The following is a 22,301-nucleotide window of genomic DNA, read 5'->3' as shown; positions in this document are numbered from 1 at the left end:
AGATTACATTTAATGAAGGCTGGCGCAGACTTTACCGCTCCCCATCCCTTCACTTTGTCTGCTGGTAAGCTGCCTGATCCACTAACAGGAAACTAAGTAAGCTTGGCATCATGTTAATTCTTATTATAAGCTCACTGCTGCAGCTTCTGGGATTCCAGTGTAATAAAATCGCAATGCAAATTTAATTGCTAGCTATATTTTACCAGTTATACAATTACACTGCAACCAAAACTACTCAAGGGGAACGACTCAAGGGGACGGTTCTCTTGAGTCATTTAATGCCTTTTATCGCCCTTATCCTGCCATTGGCATCGGTATGTCTATAAATCGCTGTAGGGTCTCAACGCTCTTACGAAAAAAAGACGCTCCTCATTAATATATACTGCAGTAACAGTAGTACATAATGAGAGCGTCATCACTAGTCTTCCTGGATATGATAAACGAGAGATCACCTCATAGTCAGACCCGGGATGCCTGGTATATTGAGGCTCCTACTGTATAATGCCGCTATTGGCGATATCTTTCGATTAGCTTAACGGCACGTTCGATTGCCTGTACGGCTGCTTCATGATCCTGGGAAAGATTGAGACGGAAACTATCGGTGAAATGCGAACCGAATTCTGTACCGGGAGTCACTGTTACCCCGGCCTGAAGACGAAGAAATTTGACGAATTCCTGGATAGTAACAGCTAGCGCTGGAATGCGGGGAAAGAGGTAGCTGCCGGCCTCCGGTACTCTTACTGCCAGCCCCTCAACTGACCGGAGAATTTTTAATAAGTCATCCCGGATTGCCTTATGCAGCACGATACGCTTATCTAACCATCCGGCTGGCTCGGCAAACCAGGTCTTCAACACGGCCTGGCTATAGCCGGCAGCACGCAAGGACACAATAGCCTGTAGCTTCTCCATACGGTCGATGATTTTGGATGAGCCAAAGGCCACTCCCAGCCGGTAACCACTAAGGGATTCCAGTTTTGACGGTCCTATGATGGTAAGTATATTCTCCGGATCGATGTCCATCGTGCACAGGTGTGTGTAGGTTTTCCCCTCGTACAGCAGCCGGGAGTATAGTTGATCGACGATAACTGTGGCTCCGTATTTTTGGGCAAGGCCGGCAATAGCACGAATCTCGGCCGGTGAATAGATTACCCCTGCGGGGTTGTTGGGGTTGGAAAATAAAAAGAGTCTGACGCCGGCCTTAAATGCGTCCTCCAGCTGGGTTAGGTCTAAACCGGCATACTCGGAGGTTCCAAGATAGTCGATTTGGATGGGAATGACCTCGCCCTCAAAGAACTGGACGAGCTTACGGTTGGCAAAGTAGTCAGGCTCAACGATTGCCACCTTATCACCCCTGGCAACGGTAGAGCCTATTGCCAAAAACAGCGCGCCCTGCGTTCCGGGAGTAATAATAAGGCCCTTGTCAGCAGAAACTGCAGCACCGCTGAACCTGGTAAGCTTTGCCGCCAAATCCAGGCGAATGCTGCTGCCGCCGCGATACTCAGTATAGGCCTGCTCGCCGCCGCGCCGGACGCCGGCAGTAAATTCGTCCAGCGAGCCGGGGATTGGCTCAAAGGCATTGACATCGCCATGAGAAAAGTCGACCGGCTTGCCAGGTATCTCTTTTCCCCGGAACCGAATTTCCCCTATGTGCTGGCGCACTTCCTGGCCAGGGGCATTGTCAACACCGATCTTGGAAAATTTGTCATGTAATAGACTCATTGTGCTTCTCCTTTCGTCCCTCCAAATTAAATTCTCCTAAATAAACGAAATGCCTGTATTTTTTTGCGCAGGTCTTATGACCTTTTGCGGCCAAAACGCTTCCGTCTTATTTAGAATATCGATAGGTATAGTTCTTGCGGACTGAGTTGTTAAAAATCAAATTATTACCAGCCCCTGATTGAATAAGACCCGCCGTATGGATGAATAGGCGGAAACCGGTGTATAGGCCCCTGTCACCCCTGATATCGGCTCGCTTAATACTTCGATTTTAAACGAACAGCCTTGTGCTTTGATCTCAATGCTATGCGTGTTGCCCGGGGAGTCAGGGTCTGAAATAATCTTGGATTGGGTTTTATCAAAGCCAAGTCCGGCTAAGGCTATCGCTGCATGGACATTGACATTGCGGGGATACAGCTTGCAGACATTACGGGTTGATCCCTCGTAAAGAATTGTTCTGCAGGTGTCGGTGCGGCCAAGATTTTCCGGTCGCTTGGTTGTCGTAACCGAGACCGCCTGTAAAACGTCTTTTCCGTCAAATATGCCGTCAAGCCCCAAAATGGCGCCATGAGGAATATAGAGATTGTGTCCGGATGTTTGGCAAATTTGCTTGATCTGGTGCAGAAATTCTTGATCAGCAAAGGCCGTTGCCGAAAAAACAACCATATCGGCAACCTTGAGAATGGTAGGAGCTAATTCTATTACTGCTTGCGAAGTTGCAGTTTCTATGACCAGATCCACTCCCGCAGCGCATTTCCTTACAATTTCTTCGGTGGAGTCGGTAAATAGGTGGCCATTTTTGTTATCCGCGATTGCCATCCTCTCAAGCACAAATGCGAATTCCACTTCGTCTTGGGATAATTTTTCAAAAACATGCTTTCCTATTGTACCATAGCCAATAATACCAACTTTTTTCTTCATGCTTAGCCTCCTTATCGTCTCGTCCATGCTACAACCAGGCCATGGACTTTGCGCGCAACCGTTTCACCGGGAGATGCACTTGGGGAAGGTCAGATATGATCACTGCCCTGGCTCATGTCATAATATTGAAAGCGGCAATCATCCACGTTGATGATTTTACTGGCAATAAGTCGTATTTTCTCGATATCGGGTTCCGAAAATAATAGCTTATTGGTCGGATTTTCCGCTTTATGCAGCCGCCCGGCCTGTTTTAAGCAACGAAAGAGCTGCATTGCGGTTTCTGCCGCCGGATCAATGATCGTGACACCTTCTCCCATAAAATCCCTAATTACCGGCAACAGAAACGGAAAAGCTGTGCACCCCAATACCAGCGTATCAATGCGCTCTGCTTTTAACGGAGTTAAATATTCTTCAACAGCATCTCTGGCTTCTTTTCCTGCCAGGTCACCACTATTAAGTATTGGTGTAAATTGGGGGCAGGCTTTATAAAACACCTGAATAGCAGGATCTATATGCAAAATAGCTTGCTTATGCAAGCCTGAACGAACGGTAATCTCTGTGCCGATAACGCCGACTCGTTTGTTTCTGGTAGTTGAAGCCGTCAGTTCCGGAACACGGCTTACGCCAATTAACGGTATTCTGTACTCTTTGCTCAATTGCTCCAAGCCTAGCGCGGTAACTGTGTTACAGGCAATAATAATTGCTTTGGCCTCATTCTTTTGCATAAATTGAATAATTTGTTTCACAAAAATTTTCAATTCTGATTCAGGCCGCGAACCATATGGCGAGCGGCCGGTATCGCCAAAATAAATATAACTCTCATTGGGCAATATCTTTTTTACCTCTTTGTAAACCGTCAATCCACCCAAACTTGAGTCAAACAAGCCAATAGGCCGATCGTTCAAAATAAAGCGCCTCCTAAAATAATTCAGTTAAAAGGACATTCCTTCCTGATAGCGCAGCACGCCTTTCACCCAGACCTTGCAAATGCCTGTCGGCAGTTTTTTGGGTTCGGCATAGCTGTTGGTATCCATCACCCGCTCGTAATCGAACAGCACCAGGTCAGCCGCCAGCCCTGTGCGCACCAGTCCGCGATCCCACAGCCGCAGGCGCCGGGCCGGTTCGAAAGTGATGTTGCGGATGGCTGTTTGCAGTGGTATAACGCCAAGCTCACGCACATAGCGCCCCAGAAAGCGCGGAAAAGTTGAATAGGCCCGCGGATGCGGCACAGCGCCGACAATACCGTCAGTACAAACACAATGATAGGGACTTTGCATCACTTTTTGCACATCCGCCTCGCAAAGGGCATGGTAAACGCAAATGATCGAAGAACGGGTTTTTTCCAGAATATGAAGCACCGCCACCGCCTCGTCCATGTCCAGACGTTTGGCTACGGCGTCAAGCTGCAAGCCGGCCATCCACTCAAACTCACCGGGAGGGACGGCGGCAATCTGCACGCTCTTGCCGCTGCCGCGCGCATACAATTCCTCGCGGGTGTCTGCCAGGATCTTTTCATAAAGGCCGGGATCATGCAGGCGTTTATGGAATTCGTCCTCGCCGCCGGCATAGGCCCAGCCGGGCGCAATGACTTTCATGCCGGTGCTGCCTGCCGTCCAGGGATACTGGTCAAAGGTAATGTCATACCCTTCGGCCTGAAGCTGCTCCATGCGGTCAAGGATCCTGAGCACCTTGCCCCAGTTAAGAAAACCGAGTGATTTGAGGTGGGAGATCAGCAGCCTGACGCCGCTCTCCTTCATTACATGAACCATCTCTTCAAAGGATTCAATTAACCGGCCCATTTCGTTGCGGGTATGCACCATGACGATGCCGTCATGCCGGGCCACTACCCTGCAGACCGCGATGAGTTCCTCGGTGGGGGCATAACTGCTGGGTGGATAGATCATACCGAACGAAACGCCGCAGGCACCTTCAGCCATGCTGTCTTCAATGATATCGCAGATCTGCTTGAGTTCTCCAGGCGTGGGAACCCGGTTTTCGCTGCCCATTACCCGCATGCGGACTGTGCCGTGTCCCACCAGGCCAACGAAGCGCACCGCGGGATTGACCGTTTCGATTTCATGCATGTAATCGGCATAGCTCCGCCACCAATACGGGCGGTCTGTCTTGCCACATAACGGCGCCATATTCTCTGCCAGTTCCCGGACATGGGCGTCGTCGATGGGGGCGACTGACGAGCCGTCCTGTCCGAGTACCTCGGTAGTGATGCCCTGGCCGATTACCTGCAGCAGCCGGGGATCCCTGAATATCTCAAGCTCGGAATGACTGTGGGTATTGATAAAGCCAGGCGCGAGAATCCGGCCTGCCGCCTCCACTACCTCGCAGCCCGCCGGTTGAATCGTTCGGCCGATCCTGCTGATGACACCGCCGGCAATCAGAACATCGGCGATAAAAGGCGGGGTTCCACTGCCGTCATAGATAGTTGCTCCTTTTATGAGAATAGGGGTATTCATGCCATTCACTCCATTCCGCGCAAATCGCCTCTGTTATGGCTATAAGCGATATAAAATATTATATTTATGATTTTTTTTCATGTTTTGACGATATAGGAAAACATAGCCTATTGCCTGCCCGGTTAATAAAGGTGGCAGGCAACCCGCCGGCCGGCCGGCACATTTTTTTGCGGGGGAGCTTCTTGCCGGCACTGCTCCCTGGCGGCCGGACACCTGGTGTGAAAAACACAGCCTGCCGGTAAATTGAGCGGAGACGGCACATCACCGGACAAAACAATACGCTCTCTTTTACTGTTCAGATCCGTCCGCGGGATAGCGGACAGCAGGGCCTGGGTATAAGGGTGTAAAGGCTCGGAGAATAGGTCATCTGTATTGGCTTCTTCAACCAGGTTTCCCAGATACATAACCCCAATTTTATCAGCAATATGCCGCACAACACTCAAGTTATGAGCAATAAACAAATAGGTCAGCGACAAATCCTGCTGCAAGTCTTCCAGAAGATTGATAACCTGCGACTGGGTTGAAACATCAAGAGCTGACACCGCTTCATCGCACACAATAAAACCCGGATCTACAGCCAGTGCCCTCGCCAGCACGATCCGCTGCCGCTGCCCGCCGGAAAACTCATGCGGATAACGGTCATATTGCTCTCTGTTTAATCCGACCCGGTGAAAAAGCTCATAGACTTGTTCTCTGCGGGTATTAGGCTCACCGATGCTATGGATGTCCAGCACTTCCCGGATGGCTTCACCGACCCGGATACGGGGATTAAGGGCGGAAAACGGATCCTGAAAAACAATCTGCATGTCTTTGCGCAGCTGACGCAGTTCCAGCCTATTTAACTTTAAAATATCTTTTCCCTGGTAAAAGACCTCCCCGGACGTAGGCTCAATCAGTCGCAGCAGCATACGCCCGGTCGTACTTTTCCCACAGCCGGACTCCCCGACCAAGCCATAGGTCGTTCCTTTGCCGATGGTAAAGGAAAGGTCATTAACAGCCTTGACCACAGCCGGAGGCGCAAACAGTTTCTTTTTCCCCGGAAAATGCTTTACTAAATGCTTGACCTCAATTAACGGCTCCGTTGCCTGAACGACCTTACTGACCGGCATAACTGTTCACCCTCTTATCCGGATTTTCATAATGCCAGCAGCGTACCTTATGGGCGGTGGCAACAGTCTCCAGGCCCGGCATCTTAGACCGGCAGACAGCATCGGCCCGGGGACAGCGGGGGGCAAACCGACAGCCTGGTGGAATCTGCTGCAGGGATGGAACCTTGCCGGCAATCATGTGCAGCGGTTCGCGGCGATTGCCCTCCAGGGTGGGAATAGACCGTATCAGGCCGATTGTGTAAGGATGGGCCGGCCGTGTAAATAATGTTTCCACCGAACATTCCTCAACAATTTGACCCAGATACATAACCATGACCCGCGAGCACACCTCGGCTACCACCCCCAGGTCATGGGTAATAAGAATAATTCCCATATTAATCTTTTTCTGCAAAGCCAGTATTAGATCCAGAATCTGGGCCTGAATGGTCACATCCAGTGCCGTTGTGGGTTCATCGGCAATCAGCAGTCTGGGCTCGCAGGCCAGTCCCATAGCAATCATTACCCGCTGCCGCATTCCCCCGGATAGTTGATGGGGATATTCATGAATCCGCCGTTCCGGCGAAGAAATTCCCACCAGTTTCAGCATATCCACGGCTCTGGCCAAGGCCTCTTTTTTACCAAGCCGCTGATGTAAAATAATCGACTCGGCAATTTGATCGCCAACAGTAAAGACCGGGTTTAAGGAGGTCATGGGATCCTGAAAAATCATTGCTATCCGGTTTCCACGAATGGTTTCCATTTCGTTCACTGACAAATTCAGCAGGTTTTTACCTTCAAACAGGATTTCTCCTTCTATTTTAGTACCGCTGTATTCTTCAAACAAACGCAAAACCGAAAGAGAGGTTACACTCTTGCCACAGCCTGATTCGCCGACCAGCCCCACAGTTTCTCCCTCATGCACAGTGAAATCAATGCCGTCAATTGCGGTTACGGATCCCTGCTCTGTCGCAAAATAGGTTTTTAAATTATTTACTTGCAGTAAAGGATAAAGATTGTCCATTGGTCTCATCCCTCATTTCTGTAGTTAAGATCAGCTTTTAGCTTTGTTGGTGTGTGGATCAAGCAAGTCCCGCAAGCCGTCGCCAATAAGATTCAGGCCAAGTACGGTCATAACAACAGCACAGCCGGGAAAGATCATAATCCACCAGGCCTGCCGTATCAGGGTTCGGCCATCGTTTAAAATATTACCCCAGCTGGGCTGCGGCGGCGGCGTACCCGCCCCCAGAAAACTAAGGGAAGCCTCAATGATAATCGCGTAGGCAAAAATAAAGGTAGCCTGAATAATTAAGGGAGACAGACAATTAGGAGCGATATGGCGCCAGATAATCCTGGCCGGTGTCCCCCCCAAGGCGCGGATGGCCTCAATATAGGTTTGTTCCCGCACCACAATGGCGGCAGCCCTCACAGCCCGCGCCACCCGGGAGATGTAAACCACACTGATGGAAATAATAACATTTTGTATTGTCGGCCCTAAAGCCGCAAGAATGGCAATAGCCAGCAATATTGTGGGGAAGGCCATCAGCCCGTCATTGATACTCATAAGCACCATATCCAGCCGGCGGTAATAGGCGGAATACAGTCCTAAAACCATTCCTCCCAGTGAGGTGATGATAACAACAGCCACCCCCACCTGCAGGGAAATCTGACTGCCGTAAATAACCCGGCTGAACACATCACGGCCAAACTCATCGGTGCCAAACCAATGCACTGAACTGGGAGACTGCAACCGGTCCGCAACTTTCATGGCCAGCGGGTCATACGCCGTAATAAACGGTGCCAATACAGCCATCAGGATCACCAGCAGGACCAGGCTACTCCCGGTTACTGCCAGCCGGTTAGCCAAAAAACGTCGCAGGATAAGTCTTTTTCTTGAAATAGCTTCCACTGCAAAACCTCCCTTCATCGTGCCTGGTCGTCGAAGCGAACACGCGGATCAATATAAGCGTACAGTATATCAATAAGCAGATTGATAAATACGTAGGCTGTGGCAATCATCAGAATCGTGCCCTGTATCACCACATAATCCCGCCGTAAAACCGAATTAACAACTAACTTGCCAATCCCGGGAATATTGAAAACCATTTCGGTTACGACCGCGCCCCCGATCAAGGTTGCAAACGTAAGCCCGATTACCGTTAAAATAGGGATAAAGGCATTTCTCAGGGCATGCTTATAGATAATAACCTGCCGTTTTAAGCCCTTGGCCTGCGCTGTGCGGATGTAGTTTTCGCTGAGTACCTCCAGCATGGAGGCTCTGGTCATGCGGGCAATCAGGGCAGCCTGCATAATCCCCAGCGACAGAGCCGGCAGCAGCAAGTACTTAATATGATTCAGCAAACCACTGGACAGCGGCTGATAACCTGCTGCCGGCAGCCAGTTGAGTTTTACGGCAAAGAGTAGTATGAAATTGAGTCCCAGCCAGAAGCTGGGAATAGAAATTCCCAATAACCCGATAACCATTAACAGCTGGTCAATCCAGCTGCCACGCCTGGTTGCCGCCATAACCCCCAGTGGCAGGGCAAATAAAATCGCTATAATCTCTGCCAGCAGCGCGAGTGAAACAGTAGGCCCCAGGTGCTGCCAGATTGCCTGCGTGACCGGCATATCCATAAAAATCGAACGTCCCAGATCTCCCTGTACCGCCCCCAGAAGCCAATAGCTAAACTGGACATAAATTGGCAGAGTAAGACCAAGCTGCTCACGCAGCTTGGCCAAATCCACTTCTGAGGCATCTGATCCCAGCATAATGACCGCGGGATCGCCCGGAGTCAGATGAATAATAATAAAATCAATCAGCGCAACAACGGCAAGCACGGGAATTAACGACAGTATTCGTTTGCAGATATAGCGCGGCATAAGTCTCTTCCCCCTTGCTGATTATTGAACAGAAACATTCCAGAATGTAGACTCCATAAAGTATTTATAGCCTTGTACATAATTTCGATATACTACCAGCCCGTTCATATTGCCGAGCTTGACTGTCGGGACTTCTTCCCAGTAAAGCGCCTGGGCCTGGCCAAAAATTTGTTTGGCATCTGCAAAATTTACACTGCCCCGGATCTGATCAAGCAAATTGTCCATTTGCGGGTTGTTATACCAGCCGGCCCACTTTAAACGCGAGTCAAGAAATAAGATCGCGGTCGGCTCTCTGAAACCGGAAGAGGTTGTCACAAACATATCCCAGCCATTCTGGTTTGAACGTTTGCCGTTTAATGTGGCCCAGTCATATACCTCCAGTTTGACATTGACCCCGATTTGCTCCAGTTGTTCCTTAACAACCAGAGAGCTTTTATACATATAATCAAAATCACGGGTTACCAGAAACACTACCGGCTCTCCCTGGTAACCGGACTCTGCCAGCAGCTTCCTGGCCAATTCGGTATTTTTCTGATTGTATTTTTCCTTGCCGTTATCCACATACCAGGCATCTTGGGGGAATACCAGCCCGGCATCCAGTGTATAAAACTCCGGATTTCCTGTTACAGCTTGCATAATGGAATCCATATCCAAGGCGGCAGCCACTGCCTGGCGGGCTTTAACATTGGCAAACAGCGGATTTTTCTTATTAAACACCAGATTCAGATAGGTCGTATCCTGGGCAATATCTGTTTTCAAACCAGCACTGCTTTTTAACATTTGATAATTATCAAAGGGGATCTCATCGGCTATATCGTATTCGCCGGTTTGTACACCGGCGACCCTTGTCGCATTATCGCCCACAGGGATGAAATAGAGATCCGTTACCAGGGCTTCCCGTTTACCGCCAAGGCCGCTGGCGGGTTCTGGGCGTGGTTTAAAACCGTCAAACTTTTTCAAGTGAATGTATTGATCCTGCTTCCACTCAACAAACTGGAACGGCCCTGTGCCAACAAACTGCTTGACATTTCCGTCGCCGGCTTCATCAATAACCTCTTTCGGCATAATGGATGCCCCCTGCGAGGGATAAGCCAGGGAGAAGAGCACGGCATTTGACGGTGCCGGCAGCTTTATGACAATAGTATCTTTATCAGGCGCGGTAATCTCGGCTTGTCCCAGATTGGCTTTCCCCAGAGAAGAATACTTGCGCCAGCGGTTAATAGAGGCCAGCACATCCTCGGCTGTCATAGCCTTGCCATTATGGAAAGCAATGTCCTTGCGCAGCGGCAGGGTAATGGTTTTTCCGTCGGGGCTGATCTCAAATTTCTCAGCCAGCATAGGCACCACTTGGTAATTTTCATCAAGAGTAACCAAAGTGTCAAAGATATGCCAGCCCACTTTTTGGGCAATCAGCGTAGTGGTTTTGTGCAGATCCAGTGTTGGCGGCGCTCCCGATATTGCCACTTTCAGCTCGTTTTTTTCCTTTTTGCCTGACTCGGGGGCAGAATTAGAGCAAGCGGTTGTTACCAACAAAACCAGTACTGCGATTACTGCCAAAAGCCATTTACATCGAATCATGTAGAACCCCTCCTATTTTTCTATTCTGATGCTGTGATCTTAAGAAAGACAGCAGCCAGTTATCCACTGTCGGTTCAGCCGGCAAACCGATAGTAATAAAAAATAGACACCGCTGTCGTAACTGCGAAGTCTCCTTTGACTTACCAGTATTCTTATGAGCTGTGGCCACCGTACCGGCGTCTGTATTTTTCAATAAAACAAAATCCTTACAGCTTGCCGGTGCTTCTCCCTTTTTGCACTGCCTGCAGTAATAAAAAAAACGCCTTTAAGCCTATAGTCCATAGTCCTTAAAAAGCGCCTTTGCTTTCCTGCAAATTAATTATTTTGTATGAGTAAAGTATAGCCCTTTCCGATTATGCTGTCAAATGATATAATGACATAAATATTATGATTTTTATTCATATGTTAATTGTATTGGGGTGAAAATACGTGAACATTAAAGAGCTTCAGTATGTTGTAAAAATAGCGGAGGAACAGAGCATATCCAATGCCGCCAACCAGTTATTTGTTGCTCAGTCCACCCTCAGCCATGCCTTGAATAAGATCGAAAACAAGCTGGGGACCCCCTTGTTTGACCGCTCTACCATACCGTTAAAGCCTACCTATGCCGGCAAAGTATTTGTAGAGACAGCTCACAAAATACTAACCATCAACAAAGAACTCTATCAGCAAATCCAGGATATAGCCGAATACAAACGCGGCGCCCTGGTTATTGGTGTAACCCATCTGGCCGAACGCTATTATCTGCCTATGGTTTTACCAAAATTCCGCAAAAAATACCCGGGCATTCAACTCACTATTAAACCAGCCAGTCTGACAGAACTGGAAACCCTGCTGCTTAAAAATTCTGTTGACTTTGCCATTACCTTGCCGAATAACAATCCCCAGCTTGAATACCGGCCTATCTTTAACATGGATATCCTGCTGGCCCTGCCCATAAATCACCCGCTAAGCCAACGCCATCCCGGCCAGGGCCGGCAATATCCCGAGCTTGATCTGAAAGAGCTGGCCCTTGAGGAATTTATTGTTCTCCAGCCCGGACGCATGATCAGAAAGACAGTGCTTGAGGCCTGCAGCGAAGCCGGCTTTACCCCCAATATCGGTTTGGAAACCTCCAATTTGGATACAGCCCATGCCCTGGTGGCGGAAGGGTATGGGGTTACCTTTATGCTGGATGTTATTGCTTATAATGCCCCCCAAAAGGACAGAGTCGCGTATTTTAGGATCAAGAATTTTAACCTGTATCAGACCTTTTGTCTGGGGTACCTCAAAGGCAAGTATCTGCCCAAAGTGGTCGATGAATTTATGCAGGCTAAAAAAATTCTCTGACTCTGACTCAGGGGGACGGTTCGAAACTGCTGAAAAAGTGCCACTCGTCCTCGAATACATACTATATATAGTTGTCCAATATAATTTCATTCTCAATATATTGTAGGAAATCGGTTTTAATATTGACTTTTTCAGTGGTTACGGACGGTTCTCTTGAGTCATTTGCTCAACTTTTACTTTTCCGTCCCCCTGTCCCTCCAGGATTATTTATTTTACAAATTTAATATTGGTTGCTATGCTGTCTCTTGATCCGCCGTTTGTTCCACGCGAAGTGACGCTGACAGTGTTAGAAGCAGACAGATATGTTGGCGGTATTTTGTAAATGATCTTGTAACCGACAACGCTTCCCCCGCTATTAGTAATAAAGAATTGGTGATCAAAGAGTTGTGAATGCTTGTATTGTGTTCCATTTACCTTTATGAAAGTAAGGTTCCAGTTGGGAATGCCGCCATATATAACATCCATATACAGCTCTGAGCCTGAAAATGAATAGGCATTCATACTTTTAGGATAGCTGGCCGGGGTAAGTTTCCACTGATAATTATAGCTTTGAGCTGTAAAAGCGTGGATATCAACCTTAGTTAATGCCGGCGCCGGACCTGCCGTTGCCACTGTTGAACCCCAGAATACTGCCATGCAAACTAACAATACGAATGCTACAGACTTTTTCATATAAGCTGCTCTCCCTTGAAGAAATAGATCGATTTTTTTCTCATCATTGCCTGTAATCAGTTACTGTTATAGATCTCGCGGAATCTTTGCTCTTAAACTTACGCCGGCGCATGGCCTGTCTGTCATCATCCTGCGGTGCCTATACCCCAATACATTCCCAAAAAAGTGCAAAAATCCTGCAATGTTTTAATAAATTTGCAGGATTTCCGACTACTAGCCCGCTTTCCTTGTCCGGAAAGTCAGAAGAATTATCCTGCCCCGTCAGATTGCAGGGATAACGTCAAAATATGGCTGACGGTTAAAGAAGTTAGTGATGCCTGATTTATATAAGCTTATACTTTTTCAGCAGCTCCTCAATAAGCGTACCGGAGATTTTATGCAACACATTTTTCTCTATTAAACTTAGTATAAAAGGAAGTTTTATATCAGTCAGCTTTTTCCCGTCCAGCATTTGGGAGGTAGCCTCTAAGAGAACACGAATATCGTAGCAGGAAGCAAAGACTTCCGGTACGCCGCGGCTTATATTCAGTAGTGTATAAACCGCCTCCATCGCTGTCCGTACCGAATATTCGGTGGTAAATACTGTATCCCGTTCGGTATCTGCAAACTGACCGATAAAGGCCAAATTCACGCAGCCCTCCGGCACCACCCTGGGCCTGTCCCCTTTTGTTCTGGGCATAAAGAAGGCCGTTATGTATGGCATCAGGCAAGGAATACAACGAGCAGACTGCACGGCCATAGCATGAATCTCCTGTTCCGGCACGCCCAAATGATACAGCCATTCTGCTACGATTTCCGTGCCGGTGCATTCCTGCATCGGCTTTTTAATGTAGTTGCCCGGGACATCTATAAACAACCCATACAGCCACACAACCAGCTGCTGTTGGGGCTGCTCCTTGAAATGCGGCTGACGGTTCAGCGTATAGCTGATAAGCCAGTTAGAATCCCGGACTGTAACGATGCCGCCTGTCACTACCCTGCCGCTAAAAGGATCGCGTTTGCAAATTTTTTCAATAAAGGGCGGAATACGGTTATCAAGGGTAGTAATCGTCGCCGATTCCCACCTGGTAGCGTTTAGATCGGTGCAGAATTTATCAGGCCGGCCAAAAGCCGGGTCTTGTTTGGCAATATTTCGCCAGAGCTCCCAGCAGCCGCCACTGGAATTGTTTGGTACCGGAGCGTGCCGGTCATCACCGAATGTCGAATTTTCCGTGCAACTGCCATTGGTAACAAATACCAGATCATCTTTGGTTAAGTCAATCGCTTTTTCTTCGCCCCCCTGCCAATACATCAATTTTACGGCCGTCTTTTTCTTGCCGTGAATATCAAAAACTACATTGGTTACCCGGCTGCCGTAATGAAACTGTACGCCGTAAGTCTCAAGGTATTTTACCATGGGTTGAATCAATGATTCATACTGATTGTATTTGGTAAATTTCAAAGCGGACAAATCCGGCAATCCACCGATGTGATGGATGAAACGCTGAATGTAAAGCTTCATTTCCAACGCACTGTGCCACTCTGCAAAAGCAAACATGGTTCGCCAATAAAGCCAGAAATTCGACACAAAGAAATCTTCGGAAAAAACGTCGGCTATCTTCTTATCATATAAATCTTCGTCACGGGAAAAAAATAATTTTACAATTTCCAAAGCCGCTTTATCGCTGAGGCCAAATTTTCCGTCAGTCCGGGCATCCTGCCCCCGCTTGACCGTCACTCGCATGAGAGAATAATTCGGGTCTTTTTTATTCAGCCGGTAGAATTCGTCCAAAACAGAATAGCCTTCTATTTCCAGCGAGGGTATAGACCGGAACAGATCCCACAGGCATTCAAAATGATTTTCCATTTCCCGCCCGCCGCGGATAATAAAGCCCTTCTGACTGTCAATGATTCCGTCACAAGCGCCGCCGGCAATGTTTAACTCCTCCAGGACATGGATTCGTTCCCCTTTCATTTGGCCGTCACGTACCAGAAAACAGGCAGCCGCTAAGGACGCCAGACCGGAGCCGACAAGATAGGCCGACTTTTTATCTACATCTGCCGGTTTCTCCGGCCGGGCAAACGCTTCATAGTTCCCGCTGCTATAATACATGCTGAGATCACTCCTTTGTAAAATCAGCATTAGTTTTAGAGAAATGCTGAGAAATATACTTGCACAGACTCAAGGGGACGGTTCGAAACCACTGATATAAGCCTGTTTTTTTTAACTAACCTTGGGTAAAAATCGGAGTCAATCGGCAATAGGCTGCAAAATTGACAATTTGTTGCATAAACGCATGGCCGCAAAAGGATATCAGGGCTGCTATCCTTTTCAAATTTACGGCTAAGGCCGTCAGTTTGGCTTGCAGGGACATGCTTTTTAGACCATACCCCCGTGCACGGTCTAATCCATGGAAACGTTTCATTTCCCCGTTCTTCCACTCATGGCTGGCTCGCTTTTTGTACTTTAGCTTGAACTGATCGCTCTTGGCAAGCTGACTATGTTCGTAATATTGCGCGCAGTGTTCACTGACGCGCAGTACTTTTTTCTTCGTATTCTTGCCAGCACAGGTCAGCCGTTGCGGACACTGCACACAGTGCGATTTCACAAAATGATAGCGGTACACGTCATTTTTGTTCTTGTATTTTTGGCGCACTTTCTTCTCGGTATGATTGCCCATTTCGCAAAACCACTGGTCGCTGTCTTTGTTGTAACTAAAACGGCTTTCGTCTAGCTTGTAGACACAGGCGTTTACGGGAATGATGGCTTCTACCGCCTCGGTTTGTAAGGTATCTAAGATCGGTTTGCGAAAATAGGCCTTATCTCCATACACCTCTTGGATGGGTAAGCCGCAGGCTTTACTTCGCTGATACAATTCCTCAAATTGGCTGCCGTCCACATAGGCGCCGCTTTCCACTGTTACCGCCGTAATGATCCTTGTTTCCGGGAGCATGGCAAATTCTACTTTATAGCCGTAAAAGCTGTCTGTTTTTGATTTGTAGCCTACGCGCGCCTCTTTGTCTACCAGCGATCGGACTCCTTTTTGGACCATAAATTTCGGATCTTCCAGGATTTCTTTGGCTTCGTTAACCGCTTGTTGGCTGTTGGGCAGGATAGACAAATCGACATGGCTTTCGGTTTTCCCGATCAGTTCTTCCACATAGGACTTCATTTTCTGCTTCGCTTCGTTGTGGTCTTCTATGAGCTTATAGTCGGGAACTTCGCTAATGAGCTCGGCGGGGATTACCCCGTTTTCTTTCTCAATGGCCCTTATGATTCTTCTTCCCAGATGCTTCATGATTCTTTCCGGCACTTTTTTTTTAGTATTGGCCTGGGTATGCGTGGCGTCAATGCTTAGTCCGGTTCCTTTAATTATGCCTTTTTCCACACACTGGCGAACCACTTCCTGAATCATATCATCCACACTGGTTTCTTTTAGTCTATGTTTCCTAAACTTGGCCAGCAGGCTGGCGTCCGGCAGATCCTCTTCGGGATTGAGTCCCAAAAACCACATATAGGCTAAGTTTAATCGGGCTTCTTCTATGACTTTGACATCGGATAAGTTATATAGATATTGCAAAATGAGGATCTTGGCCAGCATTTCCGGTTCTTTGGCCGGCCTCCCCAGATGCTGGCAGTACGAATCCTTCAGCAACTCGTTAATGAAGCTAAAATCCACATTACCAGCGATAATCTTCAGAATATGATTACTGGGAATTTTATCATAGAGCACGCTATATATACTTAATTGGTGCGGCACATTTTTTAGCAAGGCAAGCCCCTCCATTACGCAAATATCTACCGTTATATTTTACCATAATTCAGGGGCGCTTGCTTTATTGACTTTTTCAGTGCTTTCGAACCGTCCCCTTGAGTCATTTTATCCCATTATATTGCACTTATCACTCTGCGGAAATCAATAAGAACAGGAACATAGTTCCTGTTCTCTTCTGTTTCATTAAAAACTTTTTACATCTATTTCGCCAAAGCACTGCCCGGGCTGATGCAGACAGGCATAAAAAAAGCCGGCGGTATCATTAGCGCCAGCCTTAACTAACTATTTTAGCCTTTATGGCACTTAACACACTGCCAATGCTGCTATTAATAACCCATGCTGCCGAACTGTCCAGCGGGGTTGGCTCTTGGTTGATAATCAATAATTTTGCTCCCTTTTGCAAGGCTAGCTGTGGTAAATAATTGGCCGGTGACACCACTAATGATGAACCAAGCACCACATAAAAGTCAGCGTTTTTACTATGCTTTACTGCTGCTTCCCATGCTTTGTCCGGTAAGTTCTCACCAAACAAAACTACATCAGGGCGTAATAAGCCGGCACATTTGGCACATAGACACTCGTCACCATAACGATAATGCCCCTGCTGATAGTCTTCTTCCCAGCCTGAGTACTGCGGCAGCAGCTTTCTGCTATCATATTCGGCATAGCAATGCAGACACTGAACGGTCCGCAAGGAACCATGCAATTCCACAACATTTTCGGCGCCGGCTCGTTGATGCAAACCGTCTACATTTTGCGTTATTATGACCATATTCCCTTTTTGCTGTAATGCAGCCAGCGCTTGGTGGCCTTGATTAGGCGCAGCATCCCATAGCTTTGCTATACGCCACTGATAGAAAAAGTAGAATTCATCGGGCTGTTGTTGTAGTGCCGCCATAGTTGCCAAACTTTCGGGGCGCACTTTCCATAGTCCCTGGGCAGACCTAAAATCAGGCAGCCCGGACTCAGTACTCATACCGGCCCCGGTAAACACAACAAGTTCTTTTGCATTCGCCCAAGCCTTAACAATAGCGGCTATTTGATCCTGTCCGACTGCCATTTCTTTGCTCATCTGCTCTCCCCCCTGCCTGGTTTGATTCTAGCAAAATACAGCCCGTTAAATGTATCGGCCCTACATCGACTGATACCTGTAAAGAGAAGCTCTCAACGCAAATATTTCTCTAAAGGCCGGTAAGTGTTGTATTTGTTCTCTCCGCAAACCTCTGGCACATTCAAGCAGGTCACGGCAAGATTTACCAGGCAAAGACGAATCCTCGTTAAACAGCAGGGTAGACGGTACTGCCGCCGCTGGTTGTTGACCCAACCATAATTTTTCCAACTCTTCAATTAAAGCGATCGTAGTATCCACATCAAACAAGGTTTTGGACTCTAAATCCTGATATATTTCTTCAAGACGCTTTTTAGCGAAGTTCAATTCACTCATTACTACACCTCTTTATTTATCCTTGCTTATTATAATAACATTATTTCAGTTCCCTTGCCTGTTAAAAATGACTAATTGGAGCATCTCTCGCGGCACCATGAAATTCACCGAAACTAAGCTCCCTGCTCGGCACTATATCCAATACTTTCCCAAAAAAGCACAAAAATCCTGCAATCTTTTAAAAATAAATCGCAGGATTTTTGCCTAATTCAAATTACTGAATGATAAATTTAAAATGCACCTTAGAAAAAAATGCGGAGTATGACAAACCCGGTAATAACGCCGACGATTGTCGCAACCAGGCCTGGAACCATATAACTATGATTGACGACATATTTGCCGATTTTTGTTGTGCCTGTCCGGTCAAAGGCAACACCGGCCAGCAAAACACCTGTACTGGGAATAATAAAATAGCCGCATACGGCCGGAAACATTGCTGTTATGGTTAAGCCGGAAACCCCTAACGCAATTCCCAACGGAACTAATGCTGCTACGGTAGCTCCCTGACTATGGGTAATCGCAGAGGCCACAAACAGCGCAAAAGCAAACAACAAGGGCTGTGCTTTTACCACTTCCTGTACTGAATTCTTAATCATATCCATATTGTTGACAAGCAAGGTGTCACTCATCCATGCCAGACCAAATACACTGACCACACCCAGCATCCCGTTTTTAAAAACAGAACCTGAGATGATTTTATTCACATCGACTTTACACGTTACAACCATTAATGCCGAGATAGACAGCATGACAATCTCAATGGCATTAGTCATATTCAGTTTGCTCACTTTGCCGGCAGCATTCACAACATCAGGTCTCAGCCAGGAGAACGTGCCTAACAAAACAACGAGGACCGCTCCTATCAGGAAAATAACAACCGATAATTTTGCCTCTTTTGTATTGGCAATTGCCCCTTGTTCCTGAGCCGTTAATACCGGGATCAGTCCCTTTGCCATTTTTTCAAGATAAACCGGATCGTCCTCCAGTTCCCTGCCCATCCGGTTGACGACCAGAGCCCCCGCCATGATACCAATGAGTGTCGCCGGTATGGCAATTACCATGATTTGCGTTAATGTAACACCCTGTGGTGCCAGCATACTCGCCAACGCCACCGTCGCCGCGGAAATCGGCGAAGCAACCACAGCATGCTGAGAAGCAATGACGGCAATGGAAATTGGCCTTTCCGGACGGATTTTGGCCTCGCGGGCCACTTCCGCAATGACCGGCAGAACATTGTATAAAACATTCCCGGTGCCGGACATGAAGGTAAATACCCAGGCGATTAACGGCGAAAAAAAGGTAATTCTGCTGGGGTTTTTCCGCAGCAATGCTTCCGCTTTTTTAATAAGCACCTGCATACCACCGGCAGCTTCCAGGGTACTGGCGGCAACAACAACCGACAGAATGATCAGCATGACAGCAATCGGCGGTGAAGCCGGAGCAAGTTTAAAGACAAACACCAATACTGCTAACCCGACACCCCCGGCCATACCAAAGAATATCCCACCGTACTGGGCCCCAATAAGCATGACAATAAGTACAATGGCAAACTCCAAAAAGAACATAAACAGTCCACCTCCAATATCAATTAAGGGCTTGGCTGAGCATTCGCAGCTTCCTGTCAGTTGCCGGCAATATCGTCGACTTTGGCTTGCAGTGCGATTTTGGCCAGGGCAACTCTTTCAGTCTGAGCGGCTAATTCTTTTTGGTCACGCGCCAGCAAAGCTGACAGCTTAACCAGCTGTTTTTCAACCTCCCGGGGAGCAGGGCCGCCGGCAACATCTTTGGCGCGGGCGTTCAGTACCGGGTTCAGTGCATTGGCGATTTGTTCTTTTGTGAGGGTCGTTCTCAGACCCAGGGAGTTTAGTGCAATCTCAGCTAAAATCTCTGGACTGATATCTTCCGAGGACTTTTTATGTTCAAGCATGTAGGCAACGATTTCGGCGACTACTTCATGGGCGGCACGAAAAGAAATACCTTCATAGCGAACTAAATAATTCGCAAGTTCTGTTACGGTGCAAAAATTATTTTTCGCCCGCTCCAGCATGATTTCTTGATTGACCTTAATTGTTTTTATCGTAACCGTCGCCAGCTGGACGGCCGCCTCAACCTCCTTTAACGCCGGATAATAGTAACTCACAGCTTCACAGCTAATATCCCGGGCATGAGTAAACGGCGTATTTTTTAAGGCGCTAAAAGCGGAAACAAAAAAGGCCTCCACATGCGCGGCTTTTGCTTTGATATGTTCTAAAGTCATAGGATTTTTTTTCTGCGGCATAATGCTACTGCAGGCAGCTACCGAGCCGCCAACTTCAATATAACCGTATTCCGGTGTGGACCAAAGATACAGGTCATGCGCCATACGGCTTAGATTGTTCATCATGATGCCAAAGGCTGCTTCAATTTCCAGAACATAATCACGGGATGCAACACCATCCAGCGAATTACCCATATAGTCATCAAACCCCAGAAGTTGAGCCGTTGTTTCGCGGTTAATCTTAAAGGAGGTTGATGCCATTGCGCCTGAGCCGAGGGGGCAAATGTTCAACCGGCCATAGGCATTGATAATACGCTGATAATCCCGGTCCAGTGCGTACAGTATCGCCGCAAAATAATGCCCCATGGTAATCGGTTCCGAGGGCTGCAAATGGGTGTACCCGGACATGACAACACTGGCATGTTCTTGGGCGAAAGCAAGTAATGCCGCACGCAACCCGTTAACCATACTGCAAATCTTCAAAAAATAATCCCGGCTGTCCATCCTGATAATCGTGGCAATCATATCATTGCGACTGCGCCCGGTATGCTGCTGTCCCCCTACCTCCAGGCCAACTGCCTTGATCAGATAAGCTTCCATATTGAAATATAGATCTTCAAGGTTATAATTGATCTCAAATTCGGGCTTTCCGGCCAAGGCCATTGCTTTGGTCACAGCCAGTATTTTTTGGCAAACATCACGGGTAATAATTTTTTCTTCCATCAACATGATGACATGAGCGGCATTAACCGCTAAAATAGTGGCATAAGACCTTTCCATATCATTACTGATGCCTGGTTTGAATAAATATTCAATGATTTCGGGGGCCGGCTGTTCTTTAATTCTTTCTCTCATAGTACCATTCTCCTTGTAATATTTTTAGAAAGTCCTAAATCCGCTTTGTATAGAAACTGATTTAGTACCATTCTTCCCTAATAACAATTATTAACAAAGCCGTTATTTGCTCTGGCAGGCAAAATAACGGCTTTGTTAATATACAGCCCAGTTGTTTATGCTTTATTGTTTTGTTGCATCAGACTATTAGCCAATATAATTTTAGATAGAATTTCAAGCTTTTATGTACGTATGTCACTATGTCCGTACATATTCAATAAATAGATTATAACATACATTTTGGGTCTGTCAATTATATTTTTATGAAACAGGCGGCAAAAATAAGCCGGCTATTCAGCATGGTTAAATGAGAGTTTATAACGATCTCCGCGAAAAACACTCTCCGTGACCACAAAAGGGCTATCTTGCTGATTCAAGCCTATCTTTATGATTTTTAACGCCGGTTGGTTCTGGCTTGCCTGTAACCATGATGCCTCATAGGCATTCAATAAAACGGGCTCGACATAGGAAATGAATTTAGAAATGGTTATCCCGAAATGTGCGGCAAGTAAATCATAGATCCGTTCTGCCAAGTTGGCCTGCAACAAGTCAGGAAAAACCTCAATAGGTAAATACAATGTTTCCACCGCAGCCGGTTCCTCAGTAAACAGCCTTAAACGAATAATTTCGTAGACCTTCATCCCGGGCCCGGTCTGCAGCTGTTTGGCAACCCAGGCAGGAGGGTCAATAATATGGCTGCTCAGCGGGACATGTTTGGTGCCAAATTCTTCAGGATAATAAAAATTTATGGTTAAATCTCCGGCCAGCTTAGGTCTGGAAACAAAGGTCCCTACCCCTTTTTTCCGGATTAAAATTCCTTCCCGGACTAAATCCAGAACCGCCTGACGTACAGTGGCCCGGCTTACCTGATACACATCGACAAGCTGCATTTCATTCGGGATCTGCTCGCCAGCAGACCATATACCAGCTTCGATCTTATCCCGGATGATTTTCTTTAATTGATAATATAATGGAATACCTTTATCGCCATTTAACCGCACTTGTTACTTCCTTCCTCTCAGCGGTGACTTTACAGCCCAAACCGCCTGCAAAACCAACCTCAGCCCGCAAATGCCCTATTCAAAAATTGCAGGTCAATGGTTTCATTATAATATAAACAGGCAAAAAAACAAATCCCCTTACTCTGGCACCCATCTTGCAAAGCAAAAGTTCTCAAGGCCGGCATTGTTTCAGTCAAGCAGACAAAGAAAGCAATCTTGGCAAAGGGAAAATAGTGGTTAAAATCGAATATTTTCAAGGTTAATTATGGAAATTGGCGGATACATTGGAGATGATTAG

18 protein-coding genes are annotated in these 22,301 nt (G+C 47.2%); 1 reads left to right on the top strand and 17 read right to left on the bottom strand.

The window, feature by feature from the left end; translation table 11 throughout:
• Positions 1-507 precede the first annotated feature (507 nt).
• The 9 genes from SPTER_RS05480 to SPTER_RS05440 form a co-directional block, all read right to left on the bottom strand.
• Positions 508-1,719 (bottom strand): pyridoxal phosphate-dependent aminotransferase, encoded by a 1,212-nt coding sequence (locus tag SPTER_RS05480; RefSeq protein WP_144349401.1) that lies wholly within the window; start codon positions 1,717-1,719, stop codon positions 508-510.
• Between the two features lie 156 nt (positions 1,720-1,875).
• The gene (locus tag SPTER_RS05475; RefSeq protein WP_170233161.1) at positions 1,876-2,637 is read right to left on the bottom strand and encodes an aspartate dehydrogenase domain-containing protein; all 762 of its coding nucleotides are present in this window, start codon (positions 2,635-2,637) and stop codon (positions 1,876-1,878) included.
• A gap of 89 nt (positions 2,638-2,726) precedes the next feature.
• Positions 2,727-3,542, bottom strand: coding sequence for a glutamate racemase (gene murI, locus SPTER_RS05470; RefSeq protein WP_170233160.1), 816 nt, complete (start codon positions 3,540-3,542; stop codon positions 2,727-2,729).
• 27 nt (positions 3,543-3,569) lie between these two features.
• A complete protein-coding gene (locus SPTER_RS05465; protein WP_144349398.1) occupies positions 3,570-5,108 on the bottom strand; it encodes an N-acyl-D-amino-acid deacylase family protein in 1,539 nt (512 codons plus the stop codon).
• A 122-nt stretch (positions 5,109-5,230) separates the two neighbouring features.
• Positions 5,231-6,217 (bottom strand): ABC transporter ATP-binding protein, encoded by a 987-nt coding sequence (locus SPTER_RS05460; protein WP_144349397.1) that lies wholly within the window; start codon positions 6,215-6,217, stop codon positions 5,231-5,233.
• Entirely contained in the window at positions 6,204-7,217 is a 1,014-nt protein-coding gene (locus SPTER_RS05455; RefSeq protein ID WP_144349396.1) for an ABC transporter ATP-binding protein, read from the bottom strand. The genes SPTER_RS05460 and SPTER_RS05455 overlap by 14 nt, the downstream gene beginning before the upstream one ends.
• A gap of 30 nt (positions 7,218-7,247) precedes the next feature.
• Positions 7,248-8,102: an ABC transporter permease gene (locus SPTER_RS05450; RefSeq protein ID WP_211367484.1), complete on the bottom strand. Its 855-nt coding sequence runs from the start codon at positions 8,100-8,102 to the stop codon at positions 7,248-7,250.
• Between the two features lie 14 nt (positions 8,103-8,116).
• A complete protein-coding gene (locus SPTER_RS05445) occupies positions 8,117-9,073 on the bottom strand; it encodes an ABC transporter permease (protein ID WP_144349394.1) in 957 nt (318 codons plus the stop codon).
• Positions 9,074-9,094: 21 nt separating this feature from the next.
• Entirely contained in the window at positions 9,095-10,651 is a 1,557-nt protein-coding gene (locus SPTER_RS05440; RefSeq protein ID WP_144349393.1) for an ABC transporter substrate-binding protein, read from the bottom strand.
• 429 nt (positions 10,652-11,080) lie between these two features.
• Here SPTER_RS05440 and SPTER_RS05435 point away from each other — a divergent pair, with 429 nt between their 5' ends.
• Complete coding sequence (locus SPTER_RS05435) at positions 11,081-11,980, top strand: LysR family transcriptional regulator (RefSeq protein WP_144349392.1); 900 nt, start codon at positions 11,081-11,083, stop codon at positions 11,978-11,980.
• Between the two features lie 207 nt (positions 11,981-12,187).
• Here the strand turns inward: SPTER_RS05435 and SPTER_RS05430 are convergent, their stop codons facing one another.
• The 8 genes from SPTER_RS05430 to SPTER_RS05395 form a co-directional block, all read right to left on the bottom strand.
• On the bottom strand, positions 12,188-12,652 hold the full coding sequence (locus SPTER_RS05430) for a hypothetical protein (RefSeq protein WP_144349391.1): 465 nt from the start codon (positions 12,650-12,652) through the stop codon (positions 12,188-12,190).
• A 322-nt stretch (positions 12,653-12,974) separates the two neighbouring features.
• Positions 12,975-14,744, bottom strand: coding sequence for an oleate hydratase (locus tag SPTER_RS05425; protein ID WP_144349390.1), 1,770 nt, complete (start codon positions 14,742-14,744; stop codon positions 12,975-12,977).
• A 115-nt stretch (positions 14,745-14,859) separates the two neighbouring features.
• Positions 14,860-16,419 (bottom strand): IS1182 family transposase, encoded by a 1,560-nt coding sequence (locus SPTER_RS05420; RefSeq protein WP_144349389.1) that lies wholly within the window; start codon positions 16,417-16,419, stop codon positions 14,860-14,862.
• A gap of 262 nt (positions 16,420-16,681) precedes the next feature.
• Positions 16,682-17,479: an NAD-dependent deacylase gene (locus tag SPTER_RS05415; RefSeq protein ID WP_211367482.1), complete on the bottom strand. Its 798-nt coding sequence runs from the start codon at positions 17,477-17,479 to the stop codon at positions 16,682-16,684.
• Positions 17,480-17,539: 60 nt separating this feature from the next.
• Positions 17,540-17,851: a hypothetical protein gene (locus tag SPTER_RS05410; protein WP_144349388.1), complete on the bottom strand. Its 312-nt coding sequence runs from the start codon at positions 17,849-17,851 to the stop codon at positions 17,540-17,542.
• A gap of 242 nt (positions 17,852-18,093) precedes the next feature.
• Positions 18,094-19,416 (bottom strand): anaerobic C4-dicarboxylate transporter family protein, encoded by a 1,323-nt coding sequence (locus tag SPTER_RS05405; RefSeq protein ID WP_144349387.1) that lies wholly within the window; start codon positions 19,414-19,416, stop codon positions 18,094-18,096.
• 56 nt (positions 19,417-19,472) lie between these two features.
• On the bottom strand, positions 19,473-20,963 hold the full coding sequence (gene argH / locus SPTER_RS05400) for an argininosuccinate lyase (protein ID WP_144349386.1): 1,491 nt from the start codon (positions 20,961-20,963) through the stop codon (positions 19,473-19,475).
• Positions 20,964-21,292: 329 nt separating this feature from the next.
• On the bottom strand, positions 21,293-22,003 hold the full coding sequence (locus SPTER_RS05395) for a GntR family transcriptional regulator (RefSeq protein ID WP_144349385.1): 711 nt from the start codon (positions 22,001-22,003) through the stop codon (positions 21,293-21,295).
• Between the last annotated feature and the right edge of the window lie 298 nt (positions 22,004-22,301).

The organism is Sporomusa termitida (assembly GCF_007641255.1).
In the GTDB taxonomy this organism is placed as follows: domain Bacteria; phylum Bacillota; class Negativicutes; order Sporomusales; family Sporomusaceae; genus Sporomusa; species Sporomusa termitida.
The sequence above is the reverse complement of the archived record's forward strand: the minus strand, read 5'-3'. Positions and strand labels throughout refer to the sequence as shown.

Bases quoted from the DNA above. Each gene is read 5' to 3' on its own strand.
- SPTER_RS05480 (WP_144349401.1), bottom strand. From the start codon at position 1,719: ATGAGTCTATTACATGACAAATTTTCCAAGATCGGTGTTGACAATGCC.
- SPTER_RS05475 (WP_170233161.1), bottom strand. From the start codon at position 2,637: ATGAAGAAAAAAGTTGGTATTATTGGCTATGGTACAATAGGAAAGCAT.
- SPTER_RS05465 (WP_144349398.1), bottom strand. From the start codon at position 5,108: ATGAATACCCCTATTCTCATAAAAGGAGCAACTATCTATGACGGCAGT.
- SPTER_RS05460 (WP_144349397.1), bottom strand. From the start codon at position 6,217: ATGCCGGTCAGTAAGGTCGTTCAGGCAACGGAGCCGTTAATTGAGGTC.
- SPTER_RS05455 (WP_144349396.1), bottom strand. From the start codon at position 7,217: ATGGACAATCTTTATCCTTTACTGCAAGTAAATAATTTAAAAACCTAT.
- SPTER_RS05445 (WP_144349394.1), bottom strand. From the start codon at position 9,073: ATGCCGCGCTATATCTGCAAACGAATACTGTCGTTAATTCCCGTGCTT.
- SPTER_RS05440 (WP_144349393.1), bottom strand. From the start codon at position 10,651: ATGATTCGATGTAAATGGCTTTTGGCAGTAATCGCAGTACTGGTTTTG.
- SPTER_RS05430 (WP_144349391.1), bottom strand. From the start codon at position 12,652: ATGAAAAAGTCTGTAGCATTCGTATTGTTAGTTTGCATGGCAGTATTC.
- SPTER_RS05425 (WP_144349390.1), bottom strand. From the start codon at position 14,744: ATGTATTATAGCAGCGGGAACTATGAAGCGTTTGCCCGGCCGGAGAAA.
- SPTER_RS05420 (WP_144349389.1), bottom strand. From the start codon at position 16,419: ATGGAGGGGCTTGCCTTGCTAAAAAATGTGCCGCACCAATTAAGTATA.
- SPTER_RS05415 (WP_211367482.1), bottom strand. From the start codon at position 17,479: ATGAGCAAAGAAATGGCAGTCGGACAGGATCAAATAGCCGCTATTGTT.
- SPTER_RS05410 (WP_144349388.1), bottom strand. From the start codon at position 17,851: ATGAGTGAATTGAACTTCGCTAAAAAGCGTCTTGAAGAAATATATCAG.
- SPTER_RS05405 (WP_144349387.1), bottom strand. From the start codon at position 19,416: ATGTTCTTTTTGGAGTTTGCCATTGTACTTATTGTCATGCTTATTGGG.
- argH (WP_144349386.1), bottom strand. From the start codon at position 20,963: ATGAGAGAAAGAATTAAAGAACAGCCGGCCCCCGAAATCATTGAATAT.